Source organism: Micromonospora sp. M71_S20, from assembly GCF_003664255.1.
GTDB lineage: Bacteria > Actinomycetota > Actinomycetes > Mycobacteriales > Micromonosporaceae > Micromonospora.
In genome coordinates this window covers 4,381,115-4,400,740 of sequence record NZ_RCCV01000001.1, presented here as the reverse complement: position 1 = coordinate 4,400,740, position 19,626 = coordinate 4,381,115, and the positions used below count along the sequence as shown (strand labels likewise).

The following is a 19,626-nucleotide window of genomic DNA, read 5'->3' as shown; positions in this document are numbered from 1 at the left end:
AACTCCTGTCGACGCTGCGGTGCCCCTGCCCGAACGGTGGCGCACAGGCGACGCGGGCCGGGGCGCGTCGTGGTCCGGTCAGGTGCGGGCAGGCGACCAGCCGACGGGGACGAGCCGGGCGGCGTCGCCGCCCTCGCCCTGGAAGAGGAGACCGTCGCGGTCCGCCGCCACGATCCGGTCGACGTAGACGCCGCGACCCTGGCTGGAGGCGTCGGTGGTGCTGCTGAAACGCAGGTGGGTCGCCCGGTCGGGCAATTCGACCGAGACCTGCCACCAGACTCGGCCGCCGTAGCCGGTGACCGTGCCGTCACTGCTCCACCGCCGGTCGGAGTGCCGCAGCAGCAGCCGTCCCGGAGCCCACGTCGACCCGCCGTCGGTGGAGACCTCGAACCGGGCGCTGTCGTAGCGGGGCTCGGTGTCGTACCAGAGCAGGAAGCTCGCCGTGCCGCCGCCCCGCGCCGCCCGGCGCAGCGGGGCGGTGAGGGTGACCGTCGCGAGGTCGCGCGGGTCGGCCCGCCACGCCTCGCGGGACCGGGGTCGCACCGGCGTCGCCTCGGCGAGATCGCGGGCGACCGCGCGCCGGGCGACGTTGTTGCTGCCCCAGCCGCGATCGGGGTGCACCCGGTTGCTGAGCAGGATGACGAACGAGTGGGAGAGCGGGTCGACGACGATCGACGTCCCGGTGAAGCCGGTGTGCCCGAACGCCACCGGGGAGGAGAGCCCCATCATGTACCAGTGCTTGTCGAGCTCGAAGCCCAGCCCGCGGTCGCTCTCGGGGTAGGCCTGCTCCAGCGGGGCGTTGTGGTTGACCAGCATCGCGCGCACCGTGTCCGCGCGCAGGATCCGTCGCCCCCGGTACTCGCCGCCGTTGAGCAGGGACTGGCAGAGCACGGCCAGGTCCGCCGCGGTGGAGAACACCCCCGCGTGCCCGGCGACGCCGCCGAGCGACCACGCGTTCTCGTCGTGCACCTCACCGTGGACCATGCCCCGTCCGGCGTACGGCTGGTACTCGGTCGCGGCGATCCGCGACCGCCGCTCCGGCCCCGGGTTGTAGCCGGTGTCGGTCATGCCCAGCGGCGTGGTGACGCCGTCGGCGACGAGCGCGGTCAGCGGCCGGCCGGTCACCCGCTCCACCAGCACGCCCAGCGCGATCAGCCCGAGATCGGAGTACACGTACCGGGTGCCGGGCTGCGCACCGGGCGCGAGGGGCGTGGCGAGCGCGGCGGCGAAGCGCTCCGCCGGCGTCGGGTACCTGCTCCACAGCGGCGCGAAGGCGGGCAGCCCCGAGGTGTGGGTGAGCAGCATCCGTACGGTGACCGCCGCCTTGCCGCCGGCCGCGAACTCCGGGACGTACCGGGCGACCGGCGCGTCGAGGTCCACCCGTCCCCGCTCGGCCTGCTGCATGGTCACGATGGCGGTGAACAGCTTCGACACCGACGCCAGGTCGAAGATGGTGTCGGGCCGCATCGGGATCTGCTCGTCGGCGGGGAGTTCCACCCCTTCCAGCCCGGGCGGCGGGCCGACGGCGGCGTACCGCACCGCGGAACCCACCGCGGCGTGCTGCACGACCACGCCGTCCTTGGCCGCCAGGACCACGGCACCCGCGTAGGCGGGATGGCCGGGGTGGTCCGGCGTCGGCTCGAGGTACGCCGCCAGGTCGGCGGGCAGGCGATCCACGTGCTCGGGGAGCAGGCCGACCTCGCGGGCGTGGCCGGGCCGCAGCGTGTCGTGCCGGAACGTGATGTCGGCGGGCGTGACGACCGGCGGCGCCGATCCGGCCGGCGGCGGCGCGGCACCGGCCGCCGTGGCCGGAAGGGCCGCGCCCAGGACGGCGGCGGTCAGGCCGATCGCGAAGGGGCGGAGCGCGGGCGGACGGAGCGACGACATGGTGGGTTGCCTCCTACCAGCTCATGCCGTGGCCGTAGGGATAGAGCACGGTGCCCGCACCCTCGGCCGTGGGGATCGTGACGGGAAGCCGTCCACGGGGGGACAACTCGCCGTGCAGCGCACGCACGAGGGCGTCCATCGCCGCCCGGGTGTACGAGTAGGTCGCCAGGTAGGTGGTCACGCCCGGCAGGTACGCGACGTCGTAGGGGTCCCGGACCGCTACCACCACCACGGGCCGGCCCGTGCCGAGCAGCGCGGCGACGAGCCGCCGCTGGGTGCCGCGTGGATCGGTGACGGTCGTGTCCCACGCCTTGTTGGTCAGCACGACGGTGAGGTCGTGCTCGGCGGCCGTCGCGGCCGTCGCGGCGATCGTCTGGTCCGACGGCAGGGTCGCGGGCCGGGCGGTGGCCCGGGCGCCGCGGGCGGTGAACCCGTCGGCGACGGTCTCGACCGGCGCGAAGGCGGCGCTGTTCCAGCCGGTGACCAGTACCGACCGCTGCCCGGGGGCCAGCGGCAGCAGCCCCGTGTCGTTGCGGACCGCAGTGAGGGTCGGGTCGGTGACCCGTGCCACGGCGGCGAGGTGCGCGGGCGCCCCGACCGTGCGTACGGCCTGCTCGACGTCGACCAGTGGCGACCGGGCGAGGCCCTGCCGGTACTTCATGGCGAGGATGCGCCGGACCGACTCGTCGACGCGCCGCTCGGTCAGCTCGCCGGTGGCGACGGCCCGCAGCACCGCGTCCCGGGCCAGCCGCAGGTCCGGCGGCATCAGGAGCTGGTCGGCGCCGGCCTTGAGCGCCAGCACGGGCACCCGGTCGTCGCCGTACTTGCGCCGCACGCCGGCCATGTTCAGCGCGTCGGTGACGATGACTCCCCGGAAACCGAGTTCGCCGCGCAGCACGCCGTTGAGAATCGTCGGCGACAGCGTCGCCGGGTCGCCGGAGGGATCGAGCGCGGGTACCACGATGTGCGCCGTCATGATCGATTCGACGCCCGCGTCGATCGCCCGCCGGAACGGCGGCGCGTCGATCCGGTCCCACTCCTGTCGAGTGTGGTCGATGACCGGCAGGTCGGTGTGGCTGTCCGTGGCCGTGTCGCCGTGGCCGGGGAAGTGCTTCGCCACCGCCGTCGCGCCGGCTCCGTCCTGGAACCCGGCGACCTGGGCGGCGGTCAGCTCGGCCACCAGGGTGGGGTCGGCGCCGAAGGACCGTACGCCGATCACCGGGTTGCCGGGGTCGACGTTGACGTCGGCGATCGGCGCGTACGGCTGGTGGATGCCGACCGCGCGCAGCTCGCGTCCGGTGATCTTCGCGGCCTCGTGGGCGGCCCGGGGCGACCGTCCGGCCCCCAGGGCCATCGACCCGGGGAACTGCGCGGCGGGGGCGGGCATCCGCAGCACCACGCCCTGCTCCTGGTCGGTGGAGACGAGCAGGGGCACCCGCCCCTTCGTGCCGTCGCCGACGGCGGCCCGCTGCAACCCGTTGGAGAGGGTGGCGATCTGGCGCGGGCTGTCCAGGTTGTGGGACCACGAGAAGTAGCAGACGCCGCCGAGGTGGAACTCGTCGACGACCTCGGCCGGCGTCTCGACACCGAACGCCGCGCGGTTGGCGGCGCGGTCGGCGGCCGAGGGCTCGGTGGCGTCAGCGCCGTAGACGTAGGTGGCGAAGAGCTGGCCGACCTTCTGCGGCAGGCTCATGTGCCGCAGTGTCGAGGTGACCCAGCCGTGCTCGCCGCCCGGTGGAGGCGTGGGCGCCGCGGAGGCCTGGACGGGCAGCGGGGCGAGGGTGGTCGACAGGGTGGCCACCAGGACGGTCGCGGTAACGAGTCGGGCCTTCATGGATGACGACCTCTCAGTCCGGATGGCTGAAACTTAGCTACGCATCGATGAATCGTCAAGAAGGTTTGCTACAGGCCCGGCCGGACTCGGGGCGGTCGGCGGAGGCCGGCGACCGGACATCTCCCTCGACGCGGCGGAACCCGCGGGGCGTCGGTGGTGTCATGAGTGTGTCCCCACCGGAGGTACCCCTGAACGACGAAGACCTTGTCACCCGTGCCCGGGCGGGCGACCTGGAGGCGTACGAACTCCTGGTCGCCCGGCACACCGCATCCGCGTACCGGACGGCGGTGCTGCTCGGCGCGGGTCCGGACGCGGAGGACGTCATCCAGGAGGCGTTCGTGAAGGGACACCGCAAGATCTCCCGCTACCGGGGAGAGTCGTCGTTCCGGTCGTGGCTGATGGCGATCGTGGCCAACGAGACCCGCAACCTGCACCGGTCACGCAGCCGGCGCGACGGGCTCGCCCTGCGCGCCGCTGCGGCTGACCCGCACGCGGAGATCGGCGAGGACGCCGCCGTCGAGGCCGTCCTCGCCGGGGAACGCCGGGCCACCCTGGTGCGGGCCCTGCGCTCGCTGTCGGTGAAGGACCGTGAGGTGATCGTGTGCCGGTTCTTCCTCGACCTCAGCGAGGACGAGACCGTGACCATGCTGGGTTGGCCGCGTGGCACGGTGAAGTCGCGGACCTCCCGGGCACTGGCGAAGCTCCGCGGCCTGCTCGACGTCGCGGAGGTGCGCCGTGGATGACCTCGAACGCGAACTGCGCGATCTCTCCGCCTGGCTGGAGACGCCCGACCCGCCCGACGTGACCGCCCGGGTACGCGCCCGCCTCGCCGCCCCCGCGCCGAGGCGACGCCGGTGGCGCCACCTCGTCGCCGCAGCGCTCACCGCCCTGGTCGTGGCGGCGCTGCCGCCGGGGCGCGCCGCCCTCGCCGACGCCGCCGCCGGGCTGCTGCGCTTCGCCGGGATCACGATCGCCACGACGCCCGATCCGGCGCGTCCCACCGGTGCCGCCTCGCCACTGCCGACGCAGCGGCTCACCACCGTGGCCGAGGCGCAGCGGAAGGTGCGCTTCCCCGTCCGCACGCCGACGAGGCTGGGGCCGCCCGAGCAGGTGCTGGTCGCCGACCCCGACGGCGCGGGCTTCTGCCGGGTGGCGACGCTGCTCTACTCCGGGGGAGCGCTGCGCATCGACGCCTTCGACGGCCGTCTCGACCTGGCCTTCCACAAGGAGAGCAGCGCGGCGGGCACCAGCTGGGTCCAGGTGAACGGCGGCTTCGCCGTCTGGATCGACGCCCCGCACCCGGTCTCCTACGTGGATCGCGCGGGCGCCGTCCGGGTGGAGACCGCGCGGCTCGCCGCCTCGACCCTGATCTGGGAGCAGGCCGGCGTCAGCTATCGGATCGAGGGCGACCTCACCAGGCCCGAGGCGATCGAGATCGCCCGGTCACTGCGTTAGGGGTGGTCGTGCCGGTGCCGGCCCACCACCGGCGAGGGGCCCGGGCCGGGAACCCGGGGGAGCCGGCCGGTGTCCCGACAGTGAAGAGCACGAGCAGGTCGTCGGGAGGCGTGAGATGGGTGCGACGCGCAGGGTGTTGCTGGGGGCAGTGGTCCTGTTGGCGGGGTGCACGACAGCGGGGCGGCCCCTCCCGCAGGCCGCCTCTCCGGCCGTGACGGCGTCGGCGGGCGCGGCGTCGGGTGGTGCCACCACCGGCTGCGGTTCCCGGGTCGAGACGGGGCCGCTGCCCGACTGGGCGGACGCCGGGTTCAGCGGGAGCACCCGGATGCCGCACGTTCTCGGCGCGAACGGCGAGATCGTCGCGGTGCTGTTCGGACACCCGCTGACCCGGGCCAGGCAGCACGGGACGAACAACAAGATCCTCTGGGTCGCCCGTCCCGCCGCGACGCCTCCCGCCGCGACCACCCCGGACGCCCTGCGGATCACCGCGACCCTGGACGGCACCGGAACCCGGGTGACCCGGGAGGTCACCGGCGGCCCGGGCCCGTCGATCATCGACATGCCGCGGGCCGGCTGCTGGCACCTCGAACTGCGCTGGGCCGGACGCACCGACGTCATGGACCTCGTCTACGAGGACAGCTAGGCCCCGAGGCGGACGCCGGCGGCGACGACCGCGAGCCGCCCGTGCCGCCGCGGGAGCCACAGTCGAGGGTCGCGACGGCTTTGCCGAGGCTCCCGAGCGCGTGGCAGGATGCGACCATGACAAGCGACGAGCAGGTGAAAGCCAGCCACCGCAACACCCCGACGAGCGACGCGTTCCGCGCTTTCATCGCCTCCGGTTGGGCCAGTCCGGATGCGGCACCTGTCCCGCGGGCGGAGGTCGCCGACCACGCGGCCCGCCGCCGGGCGGCCTTGTCACGGCGGTTCCCCGGCGAGCGCCTCATCATCCCCGCCGGCGGCCTCAAGGTGCGCAGCAACGACACCGACTACACCTTCCGGCCGCACACGGCCTTCGCCTGGCTGACCGGTCTCGGGTTCGACACCGAGCCCGACAGCGTCCTAGTGCTGGATCCCAGGCCCGACGGCCACGAGGCGATCCTGTTCTTCCGGCCGCTCGCGCCGCGCGACAGCGAGGAGTTCTTCGCGGATTCCCGGTTCGGCGAGTTCTGGGTCGGGCCCCGCCCGACGATGGGCGAGATCGAGCAGCGGCTGGGCATCGGCACCCGGCACATCGACTCGCTCCCGGACGTCCTGGCCAAGGACGCCGGCGCGACCGTGGTGCGCGTCGTGCGGGGGGCCGACGGCGAGCTCGCCCGGCTCGTCGACGAGACCCGGGCCCAGGCGGAGACGCCCGCGTCGGTGACGCAGCAGCACGAGGCGGACGAGGAGCTGGCCCGCCACCTCTCGGGGATGCGCCTGCTCAAGGACGAGTGGGAGGTGGGCGAGATGCGCAAGGCGATCGCCGCCACCCACCGGGGCTTCGAGGCCATCATCGCCGGGCTGCCCGAGGCCGTCGGCAAGGAGCGCGGCGAGCGGTGGGTCGAGGGCCTCTTCGGCCTGTACGCCCGCCACGACGGCAACGGCATCGGCTACGAGACCATCTGCGCGTCCGGCGACCACGCCAACACCATCCACTGGACGAAGAACACCGGGCCGGTCCGCGAGGGCGACCTCATCCTGGTGGACGCCGGTGTCGAGGTCGACTCCCTCTACACCGCCGACATCACCCGCACCCTCCCGGTGACCGGTCGCTTCACCGACGTGCAGCGCAAGATCTACGAGGCGGTCCTGGAGGCGCAGGAGGCCGGCCTGGCGGCGGTGAAGCCGGGCAACAAGTTCAGCGACATCCACGCCGCCGCGAACGTGGTCATCGCCCGACGGCTGTACGAGTGGGGACTGCTGCCGGAGGGGGTGACCCTCGAGCAGACCCTGGACCGCGAGAGCGGCGGCTGGCACCGGCGGTGGATGGTCCACGGCACGTCCCACCACCTCGGCATGGACGTGCACGACTGCCAGATGCTGCTGCGGCAGGACTACATGGACGGCGAGCTGAAGCCCGGGATGATCCTCACCGTCGAGCCCGGCCTGTACTTCAAGGCGGACGACCTGCTGGCGCCGGCGGAGTTCCGTGGCATCGGCGTCCGTATCGAGGACAACGTGCTGGTCACCGAGGACGGCCACGAGAACCTGTCGTCGGCCATGCCGCGTACCGCCGACGACGTCGAGGCCTGGATCGACCGGGTGCGCTCCGGCGCGGGTGCCTGAGCGCCCCGCGACGTGTGGGCCGGCACGCACGGGCGCCGAGCGCCCGGCCGCGCCGGCCCCTCCGGCCGGCGCCCACCGCCAGCCCGCCGGGCACCGCGATCCGGTGCCCGGCAGGCGGCGGTACGGGCGCGACGGCCCGTACCCGGCCGGTGGCGGGCGCTCAGCCGCCGTGGAAGGTGCAGCCGATCCTCGCGCCGCCGGCCATGCTGACCACCCCGACCCCCGGGTCGGTGCTGCCGCGGACGAGGCAGCCGGCGTATCCGTCCTCGTCCACGACGTCGCGGTCGGCCAGGTAGACCCCCCAGTTGAGGTAGAGGTCCTGCACGCCGCCCGCGCCGTCGGGAAACGGTTCGGCGGCGGGCCGGACCCGGCGTTGCAGCACGAACGGGCCGTCCAGCGCGGAGTCGAGCCGGGACCGCCACTCGTCGGCGTCCACCGTCCAGCCGGCGAGCACGCCGTTGCCCCCGTGCAGCAGCGTCGGCTTCAGGACCAGCTCCTCCTGCCGGGCGCGGGCGTAGGCGAGCAGGTCGACCTGGGCCCCCTCGGGATCGGTGCCGCGCGGGCGTACGTGCCGGGTCCACGGCAGGATCCGGTCGATGCAGGCCAGCTCGTCGGCGTCGAACAGGCCCCGGTGCCGGTCGTCGGAGAGCATGGCCAGGGTGCCCTTGTTGCCGTAGAGCTCGGCGTCCAGGCGGCTGAACAGGCCGACCTTCTCCTGCTCCGCGGCGACCAGCAGCGGCTCCACCTGGGCCTCCACCGCCGGGTCCGCCAGGTCCTCGGGCAGGAAGTAGCGCACGACGACGTCGACGGCGCGGCCCGCCACGGTCGGCCGACCCTGCGGGTACGTGAACTGGCCGAGGTGGCAGCCGATCCCCTCGATCCCGTACCCGGCGAGCAGCTCGGCGAGCACCTCCAGGCGGCCGCCCACGATCGGGTAGTTCTCCGTCGTGTCCACCACGGCGACGACGGGCGGTCGGTCCGCGGGGATCATCGGGGCGCACTCGGCGTACATCGTCCGCACGATGCAGCCCAGCGTGTCCCGGTACCGGAGCCGGTGCCGGTCCACGAACTCCCGCAGCGGCGGGTACGCCAGCATCGCCCGGTTGATTTCGGCACACTCGAAGCCGCCGAGGGCGCTGGTCAGGTTGAACTCGAGCAGGCGGAAGCCCGAGCCGTCGTGGTAGAGGTCGGCGCGGCCCAGCGGCACGAGCGACCCGGCGCGGGCGCCGCGCGTGATTAGCGCCGTCTGCCGGGGATCCATGCCGACGGCCTCGGCCAGCGCGGTGAGGTCTCCGTCGAACACCCGCTCCGGCAGGGCGCGCAGCAGGTCGTAGACCGTGCGGAGGTCCCGGGCGACGGCCCGGCACTCGCTCTCGGCCAGGAAGGCGGGGCCGTTCATGAACCGGTCCCGGTACGGCTCGAGGATGGCCGAGTCGAGGGCGGCGGCGGTCGGGTGGTCCGTCGACGCGCTCCGGGCGAGGTGCTCGGCGTACGCGCGGCCCAGTGGCGACCTGCTCACTGCGGGCGGCCGGGTGGTCGTCATGGTGTGTCCTTTCGGGGCGGGTGGCGCGTCCGGTTCGGGGCCGGGCGGGGCCGGCAGGGGCGTGCGGCGGTGATCGTCGTCCGTCGCCGGTCGAGCTTCGCTGGCGGGCGGCGGACGACAAATTCCGCCCTCCCTTTCGAGCTGCCGATCCACCGCCGTCGACAATTCGACCGGACCGTCCGAAAATGCCAGCACGGTGGGGCTGACGAAGATAGTCGCAAATGGTCGTGCCGGCGTCGACGGCGCAGTGCCGTCGGCGCCGTCACACCCCAGCGTGGACTGTCGTGAGAGTGACCCAACAGCCAGGTTCACTCGGCGCGACCATCTGATAGCTTCGATGCCGGCGGAGCGCTGCGGCTGACGTGGAGCGCAACGGCCGCATTGGTTGTCGTGCTTGTAGACGGGGGCTTCTTCGGATATTACGTCGAGACTTCTGAGATCAAGCTATATGTCCGATTGTTGTTCGACGAAGCGGCAATTCCGAGCGAACGGAATCCGCCGGACGACTCCCGGTCACGACGTGTCCCGACATGCGCCCGGCGCACCCGTCTCCCGACGACCCACCGGCCGCGACGCCCGCGAGGGCGGTCGCGCCGCAGTGGGCGTCGCGCGGGTCGTCCGGGCACCCGCACCCGGGAGACGGCACGGCTGGGCGACGACGCCCGGCACGCCGACCCCGCGCACCCGGCCCCCGTGGTGCCGCACGAGGTTCCGCCCGGGCCGCCGTGCACATCGACTGGTGAGGACGACCTACTTGAGAACCTACGACCCGGAATCCGCGAGCCATCCGACCCGTACCCGCCGATCCCTCGCCCGGTGGTCGCGGATCGGCCGGCTCCGGCGCCCTGGAGGCATGCCTTGAGTCTCACCGCGGACGTGACCGACGCCGAGGTCCGCGTCGTCGAACCCGCCACCGTCGCCGTCATCGGCACCGGGGCGATCGGCCAGGACCTGATCAGCAAGATCCACCGTTCCTCCCTGCTGGACTGTCGGCTGGTGGCCGGGCGCAATCCGGACTCGGCGGGCCTGCGGCACGCCGAGCGGTTCGGCTATCCCGTCAGCGCCGCCGGGATCGACGCCGTGCTGGCGGCGGGGGACGCGTTCGACGTCGTGTTCGACGCCACCAACGCGGCGTCGCACCTGCGCCACTGGTCGCTGCTGGAGCCGCTCGGCACGCTGGTGGTCGACCTGACGCCCAGCAGGGCGGGCCGGATGGTGGTGCCGACCGTGACCGGGGTGGAGGCGACGACCGGGCGCAACATCAACCTGATCAGCTGCGGCGGTCAGGCGTCCATCCCGGTCGCGCACGCGCTCGCCGCCCGCTTCCCGGTGAGCTACATCGAGGTCGTCTCGACGGTGGCCAGCGACGTCGCGGGCCGCGGCACGCGGTTGAACCTCGACGAGTACGTGGCGACCACCCGGCACGCCGTCACGACCTTCTCCGGCGTACCCGACGTCAAGGCGATCCTCAACATCAGCCCGGCGGTGCCGCCGGCGACGTTCCGGACGGCCGTGCACGCGCGGATTCCCGGCGCCGACGTCGCCGCGGTGCGTGCGGCGGTGGACCCGGTGGCCAAGCAGGTGCGGTCGTTCGCCCCCGGCTACGCGGTGACCGCCTGCACCGTGGTCGACGACCGGGTGACGGTCGCCCTCCAGGTCACCGCCCACAGCGACGTGCTGCCCCGGTACGCCGGCAACCTCGACATCATCAACTCGGCCGCCATCCTGGTCGCCGAGCAGCACGCGGCCCGGCTGGGCCGGTCCGCCCGGACGGAGGCGGCCCGATGAGGAACGTCGTGATCCACGACCCGACGCTGCGCGACGGCCAGCACGCGGTCCGCCACCAGCTCGGGGCCCTCGCCCTGCGCCGGTACGCGGAGGCGGCCGACGCGGCGCGGATCCCGGTGGTCGAGGTCGGCCACGGCAACGGCCTCGGCGCGTCGTCCCTGCAGGTCGGGCAGGCGGCGGTCAGCGACGACGAGATGCTGTCGACGGTCCGGGAGGCGCTGCGGCACAGCCGGATGGGCGTGTTCATGCTGCCGGGCTGGGGCACCTCCGACGACCTGCGGCGCGCGATCGGCCACGGCGCCGACGTCGTCCGCATCGGTGTGCACGCCACCGAGACGTCGTTGGCCGAGCGCCACCTGGACGTCCTGCGCGAGGCCGGCGCCGAGGCGCACTGCGTGCTGATGATGAGCCACATGGCGTCCCCCGGCGAACTGGCCGAGCACGCCGCGCAGGCCGTCGCGTACGGCGCGCAGGCGGTCGGGATCATGGACTCGGCGGGCCACTTCCTGCCCGCCGACGTCACCGCGCGGATCGCTGCGATCGCCGCGGCGGTCGACACGCCGGTGATCTTCCACGGCCACGACAACCTCGGCATGGCCGTCGCCAACTCGGTGGCCGCGGCGCAGGCCGGCGCCCTGATCATCGACGGTTGCGCGCGCGGCTTCGGCGCCGGGGCGGGCAACACCCAGCTCGAGGTGCTCGTTCCCGTGCTGGAGCGCAGCGGGTTCGCGACCGGCATCGACCTGTACGCGCTCCTCGACGCCGCCGACCTCGCGGAACGCGAACTCATGCCCGCGCCGCCGGTGACCGCCTCGATGTCCATCGTGAGCGGCCTGGCCGGGGTGTTCTCCGGGTTCAAGCACCGGGTGGTCGAGCTGTCCGGCCGTGCCGGCGTCGACGCGCGTGACGTGTTCTTCGAACTCGGCAGGCGGCAGGCCATCGCCGGCCAGGAGGACCTGATCGTGGACGTGGTGGCGGAGTTGAGCGCCCGTAGGGTCACCACGTGACCGGCCGTGCACCGCGGCCCCCAGCAGTGAGGAAAGGCGACATGGGAGTTTCGGACGCAGTGTCCAACGCGAACGGGTCGGCGGGTGTCCCCGTGGCCCGCATGACGTTCGACGAGTTCATGGCCGTCGGTCCCGGCGGCCTGTTCAAGGCCGACGTGCCCGTGGTGATCGCGCTGCCGGGCGACGTGCAGGGGCTCGGCCGGGAGGGCGTGGCGAGTCGGCTGGCCGACATGACCGTCACCCTGTTCACCGAGCCGGGCGACAAGAACCACCCGGGGCGCTGGGAGACCCGCGACATCAAGCTGCGCGACTTCTTCGCCGACGAGCGCCACCTGACCACCCCGGGCACGTGGCACCGGGTGGTGTCGAACATCCGCAACAGCCCGGCCGACGTGAACGCCGTCATCGGCTTCGACGCGGACAAGTTCTTCGGCTACGGCGACACGCTGTACGCGGCGAACCTGTGGATCAGCCACCGCGGTGTGTTCACCAAGAACCACTTCGACGAGTTCGAGAACTTCAACATCGCGCTGGAGGGCCGCAAGCGGTTCATCATCGCCCCGCCCGGTTCCCGCGAGTACTACCCGCGCTCGGTGCTGCGCGGGTTCGGGGACAAGTCCCAGGTCTTCGACCTGGACAACGTGGACCTGGCGCGCTACCCGAGGCTGGCGCCCAAGCTCGCCCAGCGCCGTGACTTCGTCCTCGAACCGGGCCACATGCTCTACCTGCCGCTCGGCTGGTGGCACCAGGCCGAGTCGCTGGACGAGATGAATATCAACGTCAATTTCTGGCTGAAGTCGAAGAAGATCCTCCGTAGGCCGCACGCGCTCGGCGTCGCGCTGTACACGTACGCCTACCGGCGGGTCAAGGGTGTCTACAGCTACAAGCCCACCGAGGTGAACTCCTGATGAGCGAGCGCAAGACCATCACCCCCACCCACCGCTACCGCAACAACGACAAGCTCATCGGTGTGGGGAACACCTTCTGGAACCTCTCCGAGGAGCACGGGGTCGCCGGCATCGTCGGCGACCTCTCCGACGGCGTGTTCCGGATGGCCGACGGCCACGAGTTCGTCAACTTCACCGTCTGCTCCTACCTGGACCTGGACACCCACCCCAAGGTGATCGACGGGGCCGTCGACGCGCTGCGCCGATTCGGTGTGCTGGACCACTGCATCCCGCGTACCCGCGTGCAGACGTCGGTGCTGCTGGAGCTGGAGGAGTCGCTGGGCGAGCTGTTCGACGCCATGGTGATCAGCGCGATCTCCACGGCGGCGGCCAGCACCGGCCTGCTGCCGCTGATCGCGTCGGGGCACCTCGGCAACGGCACCCGCCCGCTGATGGTCTTCGACAAGAACGCCCACGTGTCGATGGCCAACGCCAAGCCGAACTGTGCCGACGAGACCGAGGTCGTCACCTGTCGCCACCACGACCTCGACTACCTCGAGGACATGTGCCGCACCTACGAGCGTGTCTGCTATGTCGTGGACGGCTCGGACAGCCTCGGCGGCTACGCGCCCGTCGAGGAACTGGCCGTGTTGCAGGACAAGTACAACATGCTGGTCTTCTACGACGACTCGCACTCGCTGTCGGCGTACGGCGAGCGCGGCATCGGCTACGTCCGCTCGCACTGCCCGGTGCGGGACGACCGGACCATCACCGTCGCGACCCTGAGCAAGGGCTTCGGGGCGGGCGGTACGGCGATCCTGCTCGACGGCTTCCCCAAGGAGACGCGGCGGATCATCGAGCGCTTCGCCGGGCCCCTGGGCTACTCGCAGAAGATGAACGCCGCCGCGGTGGGCGCCGCGCTCGCCTCGGCCGAGATCCACCGCACCGAGGAACTCACCCGGTTGCAGGGGCGGCTGCGGTCCAACATCGCGCTGTTCGACTCGCTGCTCGCCACCGAACAGTCCGGCAGCACGTACCCGATCCGGGTGGTGCCGATGAGCGACGAGACCGTCGTCGAGGCGGCCCAGCGGGTCTTCGCGGCCGGGTTCTACACCTCGCCGGTGTTCTTCCCGATCGTCGCGCGCGGCACCGCCGGCCTGCGGGTCATGCTGCGCGCGGGCCAGACCGAGGAACAGATCACCCGGCTGTGCTCCGTGCTCGTCGAGGCGGGCGCCCGCCCGGCCGCGCGACCCGAGCCGGTGAACCGGTGACCGGCGCCGCGCGGGCGATCCCGCGCAGCATCCTCTACACCCCGGCGCTGTCGCTGGACCGGGTCGTGAAGGCGTGGTCCTACGACGCGGACGTCCACCTGATCGACCTGGAGGACTCCGTGCCGGCGGCCGAGAAGCCGGCCGCGCGCACCGTGTGCCGGTCCGCCCTGGAGAAGGCGCCACGCCCGGAGAACGTCGCGGTACGCATCAACGAGCTGGGCAGCGTCGCGGCGGTGCAGGACCTGGTGGCGCTCACGGAGGGCTCGGTGCGGCCCGGGATCGTCATGATGACGATGGTGACCTCGGCGGCCGAGGTGGCCCTGCTGCGGCGGATCCTGGCCTCCGCGGACGCGCATCCGGAGATCTACGTGACGGTGGAGACCGTGGAGGCGGTCGCGGGGATCGACGCGATCGCCGCGGCCAGTGACGGGCTGGTCCTCGGCTCGGCCGACCTGGCCGCGACGCTCGGGGTCGAGATCACCTGGGAGGCCATGCTCGCCGCCCGGCAGGCGATGGCGCTGGCCTGCGCGCGGCACGGCACGGCCTGCATCGACACCGCCAACTTCCGGCTCGCCGAGCCGGCCGTCCTAGCGCAGGAGACCGCCCGGGTGCGGGCGCTCGGCTTCCACGGCAAGGCGACGGTGCACCCGGGCGAGCTCGACGAGATCAACCGGGTGCTGCGCCCCCAGGCGGACGACCTGCGCCTGGCACGCCGGGTGGCCGAGGCCGTACGGGCGGCCAACGGCGGGATCGCGGTGCTGGACGGCAACATGGTCGGCCCGCCGTTCGCCCGGATGGCCCGCGCCACGGTGTCCCGCGAGGACGCCTGGGCCGTCCGGTTCGGCACCGAGGGAGCTGCCGGATGACCGGGCCGGTGACGGTCGGCGCCGCGCAGATGGCGGGTACGCCCCAGCTGGTGCGGGTGATCGACGCGCTGGGCGAGATGTTCGCGGACCTGGCCGCCGGCCGGACCGACTCCCCGGCGCGCACCGTCATCGAACACGGCCCCCAGCGGGTCCTGCTGGTCAGCCCCGCGGTCTGGGAGCGGCGTGGGGTGGGCAGTGTCAAGATCACCACGCTCACCCCCGACAACCCGGGGCGCGGGCTGCCGCTGATCCACGGGATCGTCGCGCTGACGGACCTGACCACCGGGCAGATCACGGCCCTGCTCGACGGCGCGGAGCTGACCGCCGTCCGCACCGGTGCGGTCGCCGCCCTGGCGACCCGCTGGTGCGCCGCCGAGGACGCCGAGGACCTCGCGGTCATCGGGGCGGGGGTGCAGGCGCGGTCGCTGGTGCGCGCGGTGGCGGCGGTGCGCCGGATCCGTACCGTCCGGGTGTTCTCGCGCACCCGCGACCGGGCGGAGCAGTTCGCCGACTGGGTGGGCGACGTCGTGCCCCACCCGGTGCACGCGAGCGTCTGCGACAGCGCCAAGGCCGCCGTCGCCGACGCCGCGATCATCTGCACGGCGACCTCCACCAGCGACAACACGCCGCTGGTGGAGGCGGACTGGGTGGCGCCCGGCGCCCACGTCAACGTCATCGGCGGCACCCACCCCGACGCGATCGAGCTCGACCCCGCCCTGCTGGCCGACGCCGTGGCGGTCGTCGAGGACCGGACCGCGGCGCTGGAGGGCGCCGGCGAGGTGCGCGCCGCCCTGGCCGCCGGCCTGATCGGCGTGGACGACCTGTGCGAACTGGGCGCGCTGGTCACCGGCGCGGTGCGCGTCGGCGGGCGGACGTCGGTCCTGCGTACGGTCGGGATGGCCATCGAGGACACCGCCGCCGCGGTGGCGCTGCACGAGGGGGCGGCGCCCGGGGCGTAGGTCAGGAGGAGCTCTCCCGGCAGCGGACCATGAAGGAACGCTCGAAGACGATGACCGTCTCGCCGGTGGACTTCGTGCCCGTCGTCTCCACCGTGACGATGCCCTGGCCGGGCCGGGACCGGCTCAGGCGCTTGTCGAGGATGCGGCTGGTGGCGTACAGCGTGTCCCCGACGAAGACCGGCTCCCGCAGGCGGACCTTGTCCCAGCCGAGGTTCGCCACGGCCCGCGCCGACAGGGCCTGCACGGTCATGCCGCCGATCAGGCACAGGGTGATCCCGCTGTTGACCAGCACCCGCCCGTACTCGCTGCCCGCGCCGTAGTGCTCGTCGAAGTGCAGCGGGTGCTGGTTCATGGTGAGCAGGGTCAGCCAGGTGTTGTCGGTCTCGGAGATGGTGCGGCCCGGCCAGTGCCGGATCACCATGCCGGGCTCGAAGTCCTCGTAGTCCCCGCCGTGCTCTTCGCGGTACTCGTTGCCCTGGACGTGACGCAAGGTCATCGGCAGTTCTCCCGTTTCGCGTGTGGACGAGCCGGCGCGGTCCTTGTCGAACGTGAATGTTAGTCTATGTCGATCATCGTTTCGGAGACACCGGCCCGCGCGAGCACGCTCCGGCGGCCGGCCCGACGTGCAACTCCGGGGAGCGTCAGATGACCGTGCGCGAGCATGTCGGCAGTGCGGGGCCGGCCGGGCATCCGTGGTTCGGCACACACCGCCTGGCGCCGGCCGCGCCTGCCGAGACGATCCGCGGGATGCTCCGCCACGAGCTGCGGGACACGGGCTGGCCCTACCAGCGGCTGCTGCCCGCGGCGCCGATCGCAATCCCGCGCGCGTCCTACGCCGAGATCTTCCGGGCGGCCGCCGCGCTGGTCGACCTGCTCCGCCGCACCGCCCTCGAAACGGCCCCCACCACGCAGGGCCGGCTGGCGGCCTACCGCATGCCGCAGAGCGAGGACCAGCTGTTCGTGCGGGACCCGTTCGTCGAGGAGCGCTATCCGGACTGCGTCGTGCGGCCGGACGTCGTCATCGGGCCGGACGGGCCGCAGTTCCTGGAGTTCAACGTCAGCGGCGCGCTCGGCGGCGTGGTGGAGACGCACTGCCGCCTCGAGGTGTGGCGCAAGCTCCACGCCGACGCCGAGGGCAGGACCCCGTTCAGCTCCCCGGACCCGTTCGCCGTGCGCGCCGAGATGTACCGGTCGCTCTGCGCCGAGCTGGGCCTGGCGCCCAGGGTGGCCATCGTCGGCAGCGCCCGGGTCTACGGCGTGCAGAGCCGCTACTTCCAGCTGGAGGCCGACTACCTCAACAACCACGGCCTCACCGCCCGCTTCTTCGAGCCCGAGGAGCTGCCGGAGGCGTGGGACTGCCCGCCCCACCTGCGCTACCCGATCGGGCTGCGCAACTTCACCATCCCGGACTGGCTCGACGCCGGTCTCGACACCACCTACGTGCAGGACGCGCTGGACAACGGCTGCCTGCTCGTGGGCACCCAGACGTCGACCTTCATGCACAGCAAGCTGACCATGGGCCTGCTGTCGGAGGGCCGGCCGTGGATGAGCGCGGCCGAGCGCAGCCTCGTCGACCGGTACGTGCCGTGGACGCGGATCCTCTCGGACCGCAGGACGGGGCGCGAGGGCCGCGAGGTCGAGCTGCTCCCGTTCGTCCTGGCGAACCGGGACCTGCTGGTGCTCAAGGCGGGCCTGGGCGAGAGCGGTAAGCAGGTGGTCATCGGCGGCGAGGTCGACCAGGCGACGTGGGAGTCCGCGGTCGCCGAGGCCGCCGCCGACGGCACCAGCGTGGTGCAGGACTTCGTGGCGCCACGCACGTGCCGGGTCGCGCTCGTCGCCGACGGCGCCGACGAACCCCACGACGTCGAGGTCGCCCCGGTGATCGGGCCGTTGCTGTTCGGCGGGCGCGCGGCGGGCCTGTTCTGTCGCTACTACGGTGACGGCTCCGCCGGGATCGTCAGCGCCCGGGGGCGCGACAGCGGCGCCGACAACTGCATGGTGGCGGTCTGACCACAGGGGAGTGCCGTCGCCCGTCGAGCGGTCGCGACGATAGGGGTTCGCGGCACGAATGAGGTGTTGTCGCGGTGCGACCCCCGTGTCACGATCGCTGCCACCGAAGCCCGTGCCGCGCGACCCCACGGTCGGCCCGCCGCCCGTCGGCCCGCCGCCGTCGAACCCGAAGGGACCTGCAATGTCTGCCGATCCCGAGGTGTCCGGGCCGCCGGCCGGATGGGACCCCGACCGGGCGGTGCCCGCGCTGATCTGGGCGGCCGCGGGACGGCACGGTCACCGTACGGCCGTCGTCGGCGCGGACGCGACGCTGAGCTACACCGAGCTTCGCCACGCCGTCGCGGGTCTCGCCGACGTGCTGCGGCACCACGGTGCGGCAGGCGCCCCGGTGGCCGTCCTGGCCCACCGGGGCGCCGCCCAGCTGGTGGCGTGTCTGGCCGCGCTGCACGCCGGGGCCGGCTACGCCTGCGTGGACGCCAACCAGCCCCGGGCCCGCGTCGAGAGCCAGCTGCGCGGCTGCGGGGCCGCCGTCGTGGTGACGGATCGCGACGACCCACCGGTGTCCGGGCAGGTGGTGCTCGCCGTCGACCTGGCCGGCTGGATCGACGCGGGGGCGGCGGCGGAGAGCGCCGGGGCGCCGCGCGGTCCGTTGCCGGTGGCGGGGGACCAGCTCGCCTACACCGTGTTCACGTCCGGTTCCACCGGCGTACCCAAGGTCGTCGAGATCCCCCACGCGGCCCTGGCCAACTACGCGGCCTTCGTCGCCCGGCTGGTCGAACCGGAACGGGCCGACGGCGGACAGCTTCGCTTCGCGTCGGTGACCAGCCTCGCGACGGACCTCGGGCACACCGCGGTCTTCCCGGCGCTCACCGAGGGAGACGCGGTCCACCTGGTGCCCACCGGGACCGCGACGGATCCCGACGACTTCGCCGACTACCAGGACGAGCACCGCGTCGACGTCCTGAAGATCACCCCGTCGCACCTGGCGGCGCTGCTCGACGAGGCGGCGGAGCGGGTGCTGCCCCGCCGCCTGCTGATCGTCGGCGGCGAGGTGTGCCGCTGGGAGCTGGTGGACCAGGTCCGCGAGCTGTCGGACGTGCGGATGGTCAACCACTACGGCCCGACCGAGACGACCGTCGGCGCGCTCACCTTCGAGGTGCCGACCGACCCGGCGGCGCGCCCGGGCACCGCCACCGTGCCGATCGGCCGTCCGATCGACAACGCGCGGGCCGCCGTCGTCGACGCCGACCTCCGCCCGGTCGCCGCGGGCGTCGAGGGGGAGCTGCTGATCTTCGGCGCGGGGCTCGCCCTCGGCTACCGCGGCGACGCCGGACTGACCGGCGAGATGTTCCCCACCGGCCATCTCGACGGCCGGTGCTACCGCACCGGTGACCTGGTGACCCGCCACCCCGACGGACTGGTGGAGTTCCACGGCCGCCGGGACGGCCAGGTCAAGATCCGAGGCCACCGCGTCGAGCTGGGCGAGGTGGAACAGGCGGTACGCCGGTGCGCCGGGGTGCGCCGGGCGGCGGTGGTGCCGGTCGGCGGGACCGGCTCCGTCCCGCGCCTGGTCGCGTACGTCGTGCCGAGCGAGCCGCCCGGGCCGACGGCCCGTGAGCTGCGCGAGCAGCTCCGCGAGACGCTGCCCGACTACCTGCTGCCCGGCGCCGTGGTGTGCCTCGACGAGCTGCCCCGGACGCCGAGCGGGAAGCTGGACGTGCGCGCGTTGCCGGCACCTGGTCGGCCCGGCGCGCGACGGTAGCCGAGCTGCGCCGCCCGACGGCGTGGCCTACCTGGGTGGCCACCGACGCCGGACACGTGCCGCCGGTGTGGCCAGCGCGCAGCAGCCGCCGG

The 19,626-nt window shown here is 73.2% G+C and carries 16 protein-coding genes; 12 read left to right on the top strand and 4 right to left on the bottom strand.

Annotated elements, in window-relative coordinates; translation table 11 throughout:
* Nucleotides 1-78: 78 nt before the first annotated feature.
* Together DER29_RS18865 and DER29_RS18860 are read right to left on the bottom strand one after the other, a co-directional pair.
* A complete protein-coding gene (locus tag DER29_RS18865; RefSeq protein WP_121398528.1) occupies nucleotides 79-1,887 on the bottom strand; it encodes a serine hydrolase domain-containing protein in 1,809 nt (602 codons plus the stop codon).
* Between the two features lie 13 nt (nucleotides 1,888-1,900).
* Nucleotides 1,901-3,721 (bottom strand): glycoside hydrolase family 3 protein, encoded by a 1,821-nt coding sequence (locus tag DER29_RS18860; RefSeq protein WP_121398527.1) that lies wholly within the window; start codon nucleotides 3,719-3,721, stop codon nucleotides 1,901-1,903.
* Nucleotides 3,722-3,882: 161 nt separating this feature from the next.
* Between DER29_RS18860 and DER29_RS18855 the strand changes: the two genes are divergently transcribed.
* The 4 genes from DER29_RS18855 (at nucleotide 3,883) to DER29_RS18840 (ending at nucleotide 7,441) form a co-directional block, all read left to right on the top strand.
* Nucleotides 3,883-4,464: an RNA polymerase sigma factor gene (locus tag DER29_RS18855; protein ID WP_233599919.1), complete on the top strand. Its 582-nt coding sequence runs from the start codon at nucleotides 3,883-3,885 to the stop codon at nucleotides 4,462-4,464.
* Nucleotides 4,457-5,176 carry a hypothetical protein gene (locus DER29_RS18850; protein WP_121398526.1) on the top strand — a complete coding sequence of 240 codons (720 nt, stop codon included), beginning with the start codon at nucleotides 4,457-4,459 and terminating at the stop codon, nucleotides 5,174-5,176. The genes DER29_RS18855 and DER29_RS18850 overlap by 8 nt, the downstream gene beginning before the upstream one ends.
* Nucleotides 5,177-5,387: 211 nt before the next feature.
* Nucleotides 5,388-5,819 carry a hypothetical protein gene (locus tag DER29_RS18845; protein WP_233599917.1) on the top strand — a complete coding sequence of 144 codons (432 nt, stop codon included), beginning with the start codon at nucleotides 5,388-5,390 and terminating at the stop codon, nucleotides 5,817-5,819.
* A gap of 116 nt (nucleotides 5,820-5,935) precedes the next feature.
* Nucleotides 5,936-7,441, top strand: a complete 1,506-nt coding sequence (locus tag DER29_RS18840) for an aminopeptidase P family protein (protein ID WP_121398524.1) — start codon at nucleotides 5,936-5,938, stop codon at nucleotides 7,439-7,441.
* Between the two features lie 160 nt (nucleotides 7,442-7,601).
* Here the strand turns inward: DER29_RS18840 and DER29_RS18835 are convergent, their stop codons facing one another.
* Nucleotides 7,602-8,984: a hypothetical protein gene (locus tag DER29_RS18835; protein WP_121398523.1), complete on the bottom strand. Its 1,383-nt coding sequence runs from the start codon at nucleotides 8,982-8,984 to the stop codon at nucleotides 7,602-7,604.
* Nucleotides 8,985-9,842: 858 nt separating this feature from the next.
* Here DER29_RS18835 and DER29_RS18830 point away from each other — a divergent pair.
* The 6 genes from DER29_RS18830 (at nucleotide 9,843) to DER29_RS18805 (ending at nucleotide 15,762) form a co-directional block, all read left to right on the top strand.
* A complete protein-coding gene (locus DER29_RS18830) occupies nucleotides 9,843-10,772 on the top strand; it encodes an acetaldehyde dehydrogenase (acetylating) (RefSeq protein ID WP_121398522.1) in 930 nt (309 codons plus the stop codon).
* Entirely contained in the window at nucleotides 10,769-11,779 is a 1,011-nt protein-coding gene (gene dmpG, locus DER29_RS18825) for a 4-hydroxy-2-oxovalerate aldolase (protein WP_121398521.1), read from the top strand. Before DER29_RS18830 ends, dmpG begins: the two co-directional genes overlap by 4 nt.
* Before the next feature lie 101 nt (nucleotides 11,780-11,880).
* Nucleotides 11,881-12,687 (top strand): cupin-like domain-containing protein, encoded by an 807-nt coding sequence (locus tag DER29_RS18820; protein ID WP_121399328.1) that lies wholly within the window; start codon nucleotides 11,881-11,883, stop codon nucleotides 12,685-12,687.
* Entirely contained in the window at nucleotides 12,687-13,937 is a 1,251-nt protein-coding gene (locus tag DER29_RS18815; RefSeq protein ID WP_121398520.1) for an aminotransferase class I/II-fold pyridoxal phosphate-dependent enzyme, read from the top strand. Before DER29_RS18820 ends, DER29_RS18815 begins: the two co-directional genes overlap by 1 nt.
* Entirely contained in the window at nucleotides 13,934-14,803 is an 870-nt protein-coding gene (locus DER29_RS18810; RefSeq protein ID WP_121398519.1) for a CoA ester lyase, read from the top strand. The genes DER29_RS18815 and DER29_RS18810 overlap by 4 nt, the downstream gene beginning before the upstream one ends.
* Nucleotides 14,800-15,762 carry an ornithine cyclodeaminase family protein gene (locus DER29_RS18805; protein ID WP_121398518.1) on the top strand — a complete coding sequence of 321 codons (963 nt, stop codon included), beginning with the start codon at nucleotides 14,800-14,802 and terminating at the stop codon, nucleotides 15,760-15,762. The genes DER29_RS18810 and DER29_RS18805 overlap by 4 nt, the downstream gene beginning before the upstream one ends.
* A gap of 1 nt (nucleotide 15,763) precedes the next feature.
* On the opposite strand, the gene DER29_RS18800 is transcribed toward DER29_RS18805, so the two are convergent.
* A complete protein-coding gene (locus DER29_RS18800; RefSeq protein ID WP_121398517.1) occupies nucleotides 15,764-16,258 on the bottom strand; it encodes a MaoC family dehydratase in 495 nt (164 codons plus the stop codon).
* Between the two features lie 149 nt (nucleotides 16,259-16,407).
* Between DER29_RS18800 and DER29_RS18795 the strand changes: the two genes are divergently transcribed.
* Together DER29_RS18795 and DER29_RS18790 are read left to right on the top strand one after the other, a co-directional pair.
* Entirely contained in the window at nucleotides 16,408-17,772 is a 1,365-nt protein-coding gene (locus DER29_RS18795; protein ID WP_121398516.1) for a hypothetical protein, read from the top strand.
* A gap of 181 nt (nucleotides 17,773-17,953) precedes the next feature.
* A complete protein-coding gene (locus DER29_RS18790; RefSeq protein ID WP_158619051.1) occupies nucleotides 17,954-19,534 on the top strand; it encodes an amino acid adenylation domain-containing protein in 1,581 nt (526 codons plus the stop codon).
* Nucleotides 19,535-19,626: the final 92 nt, after the last annotated feature.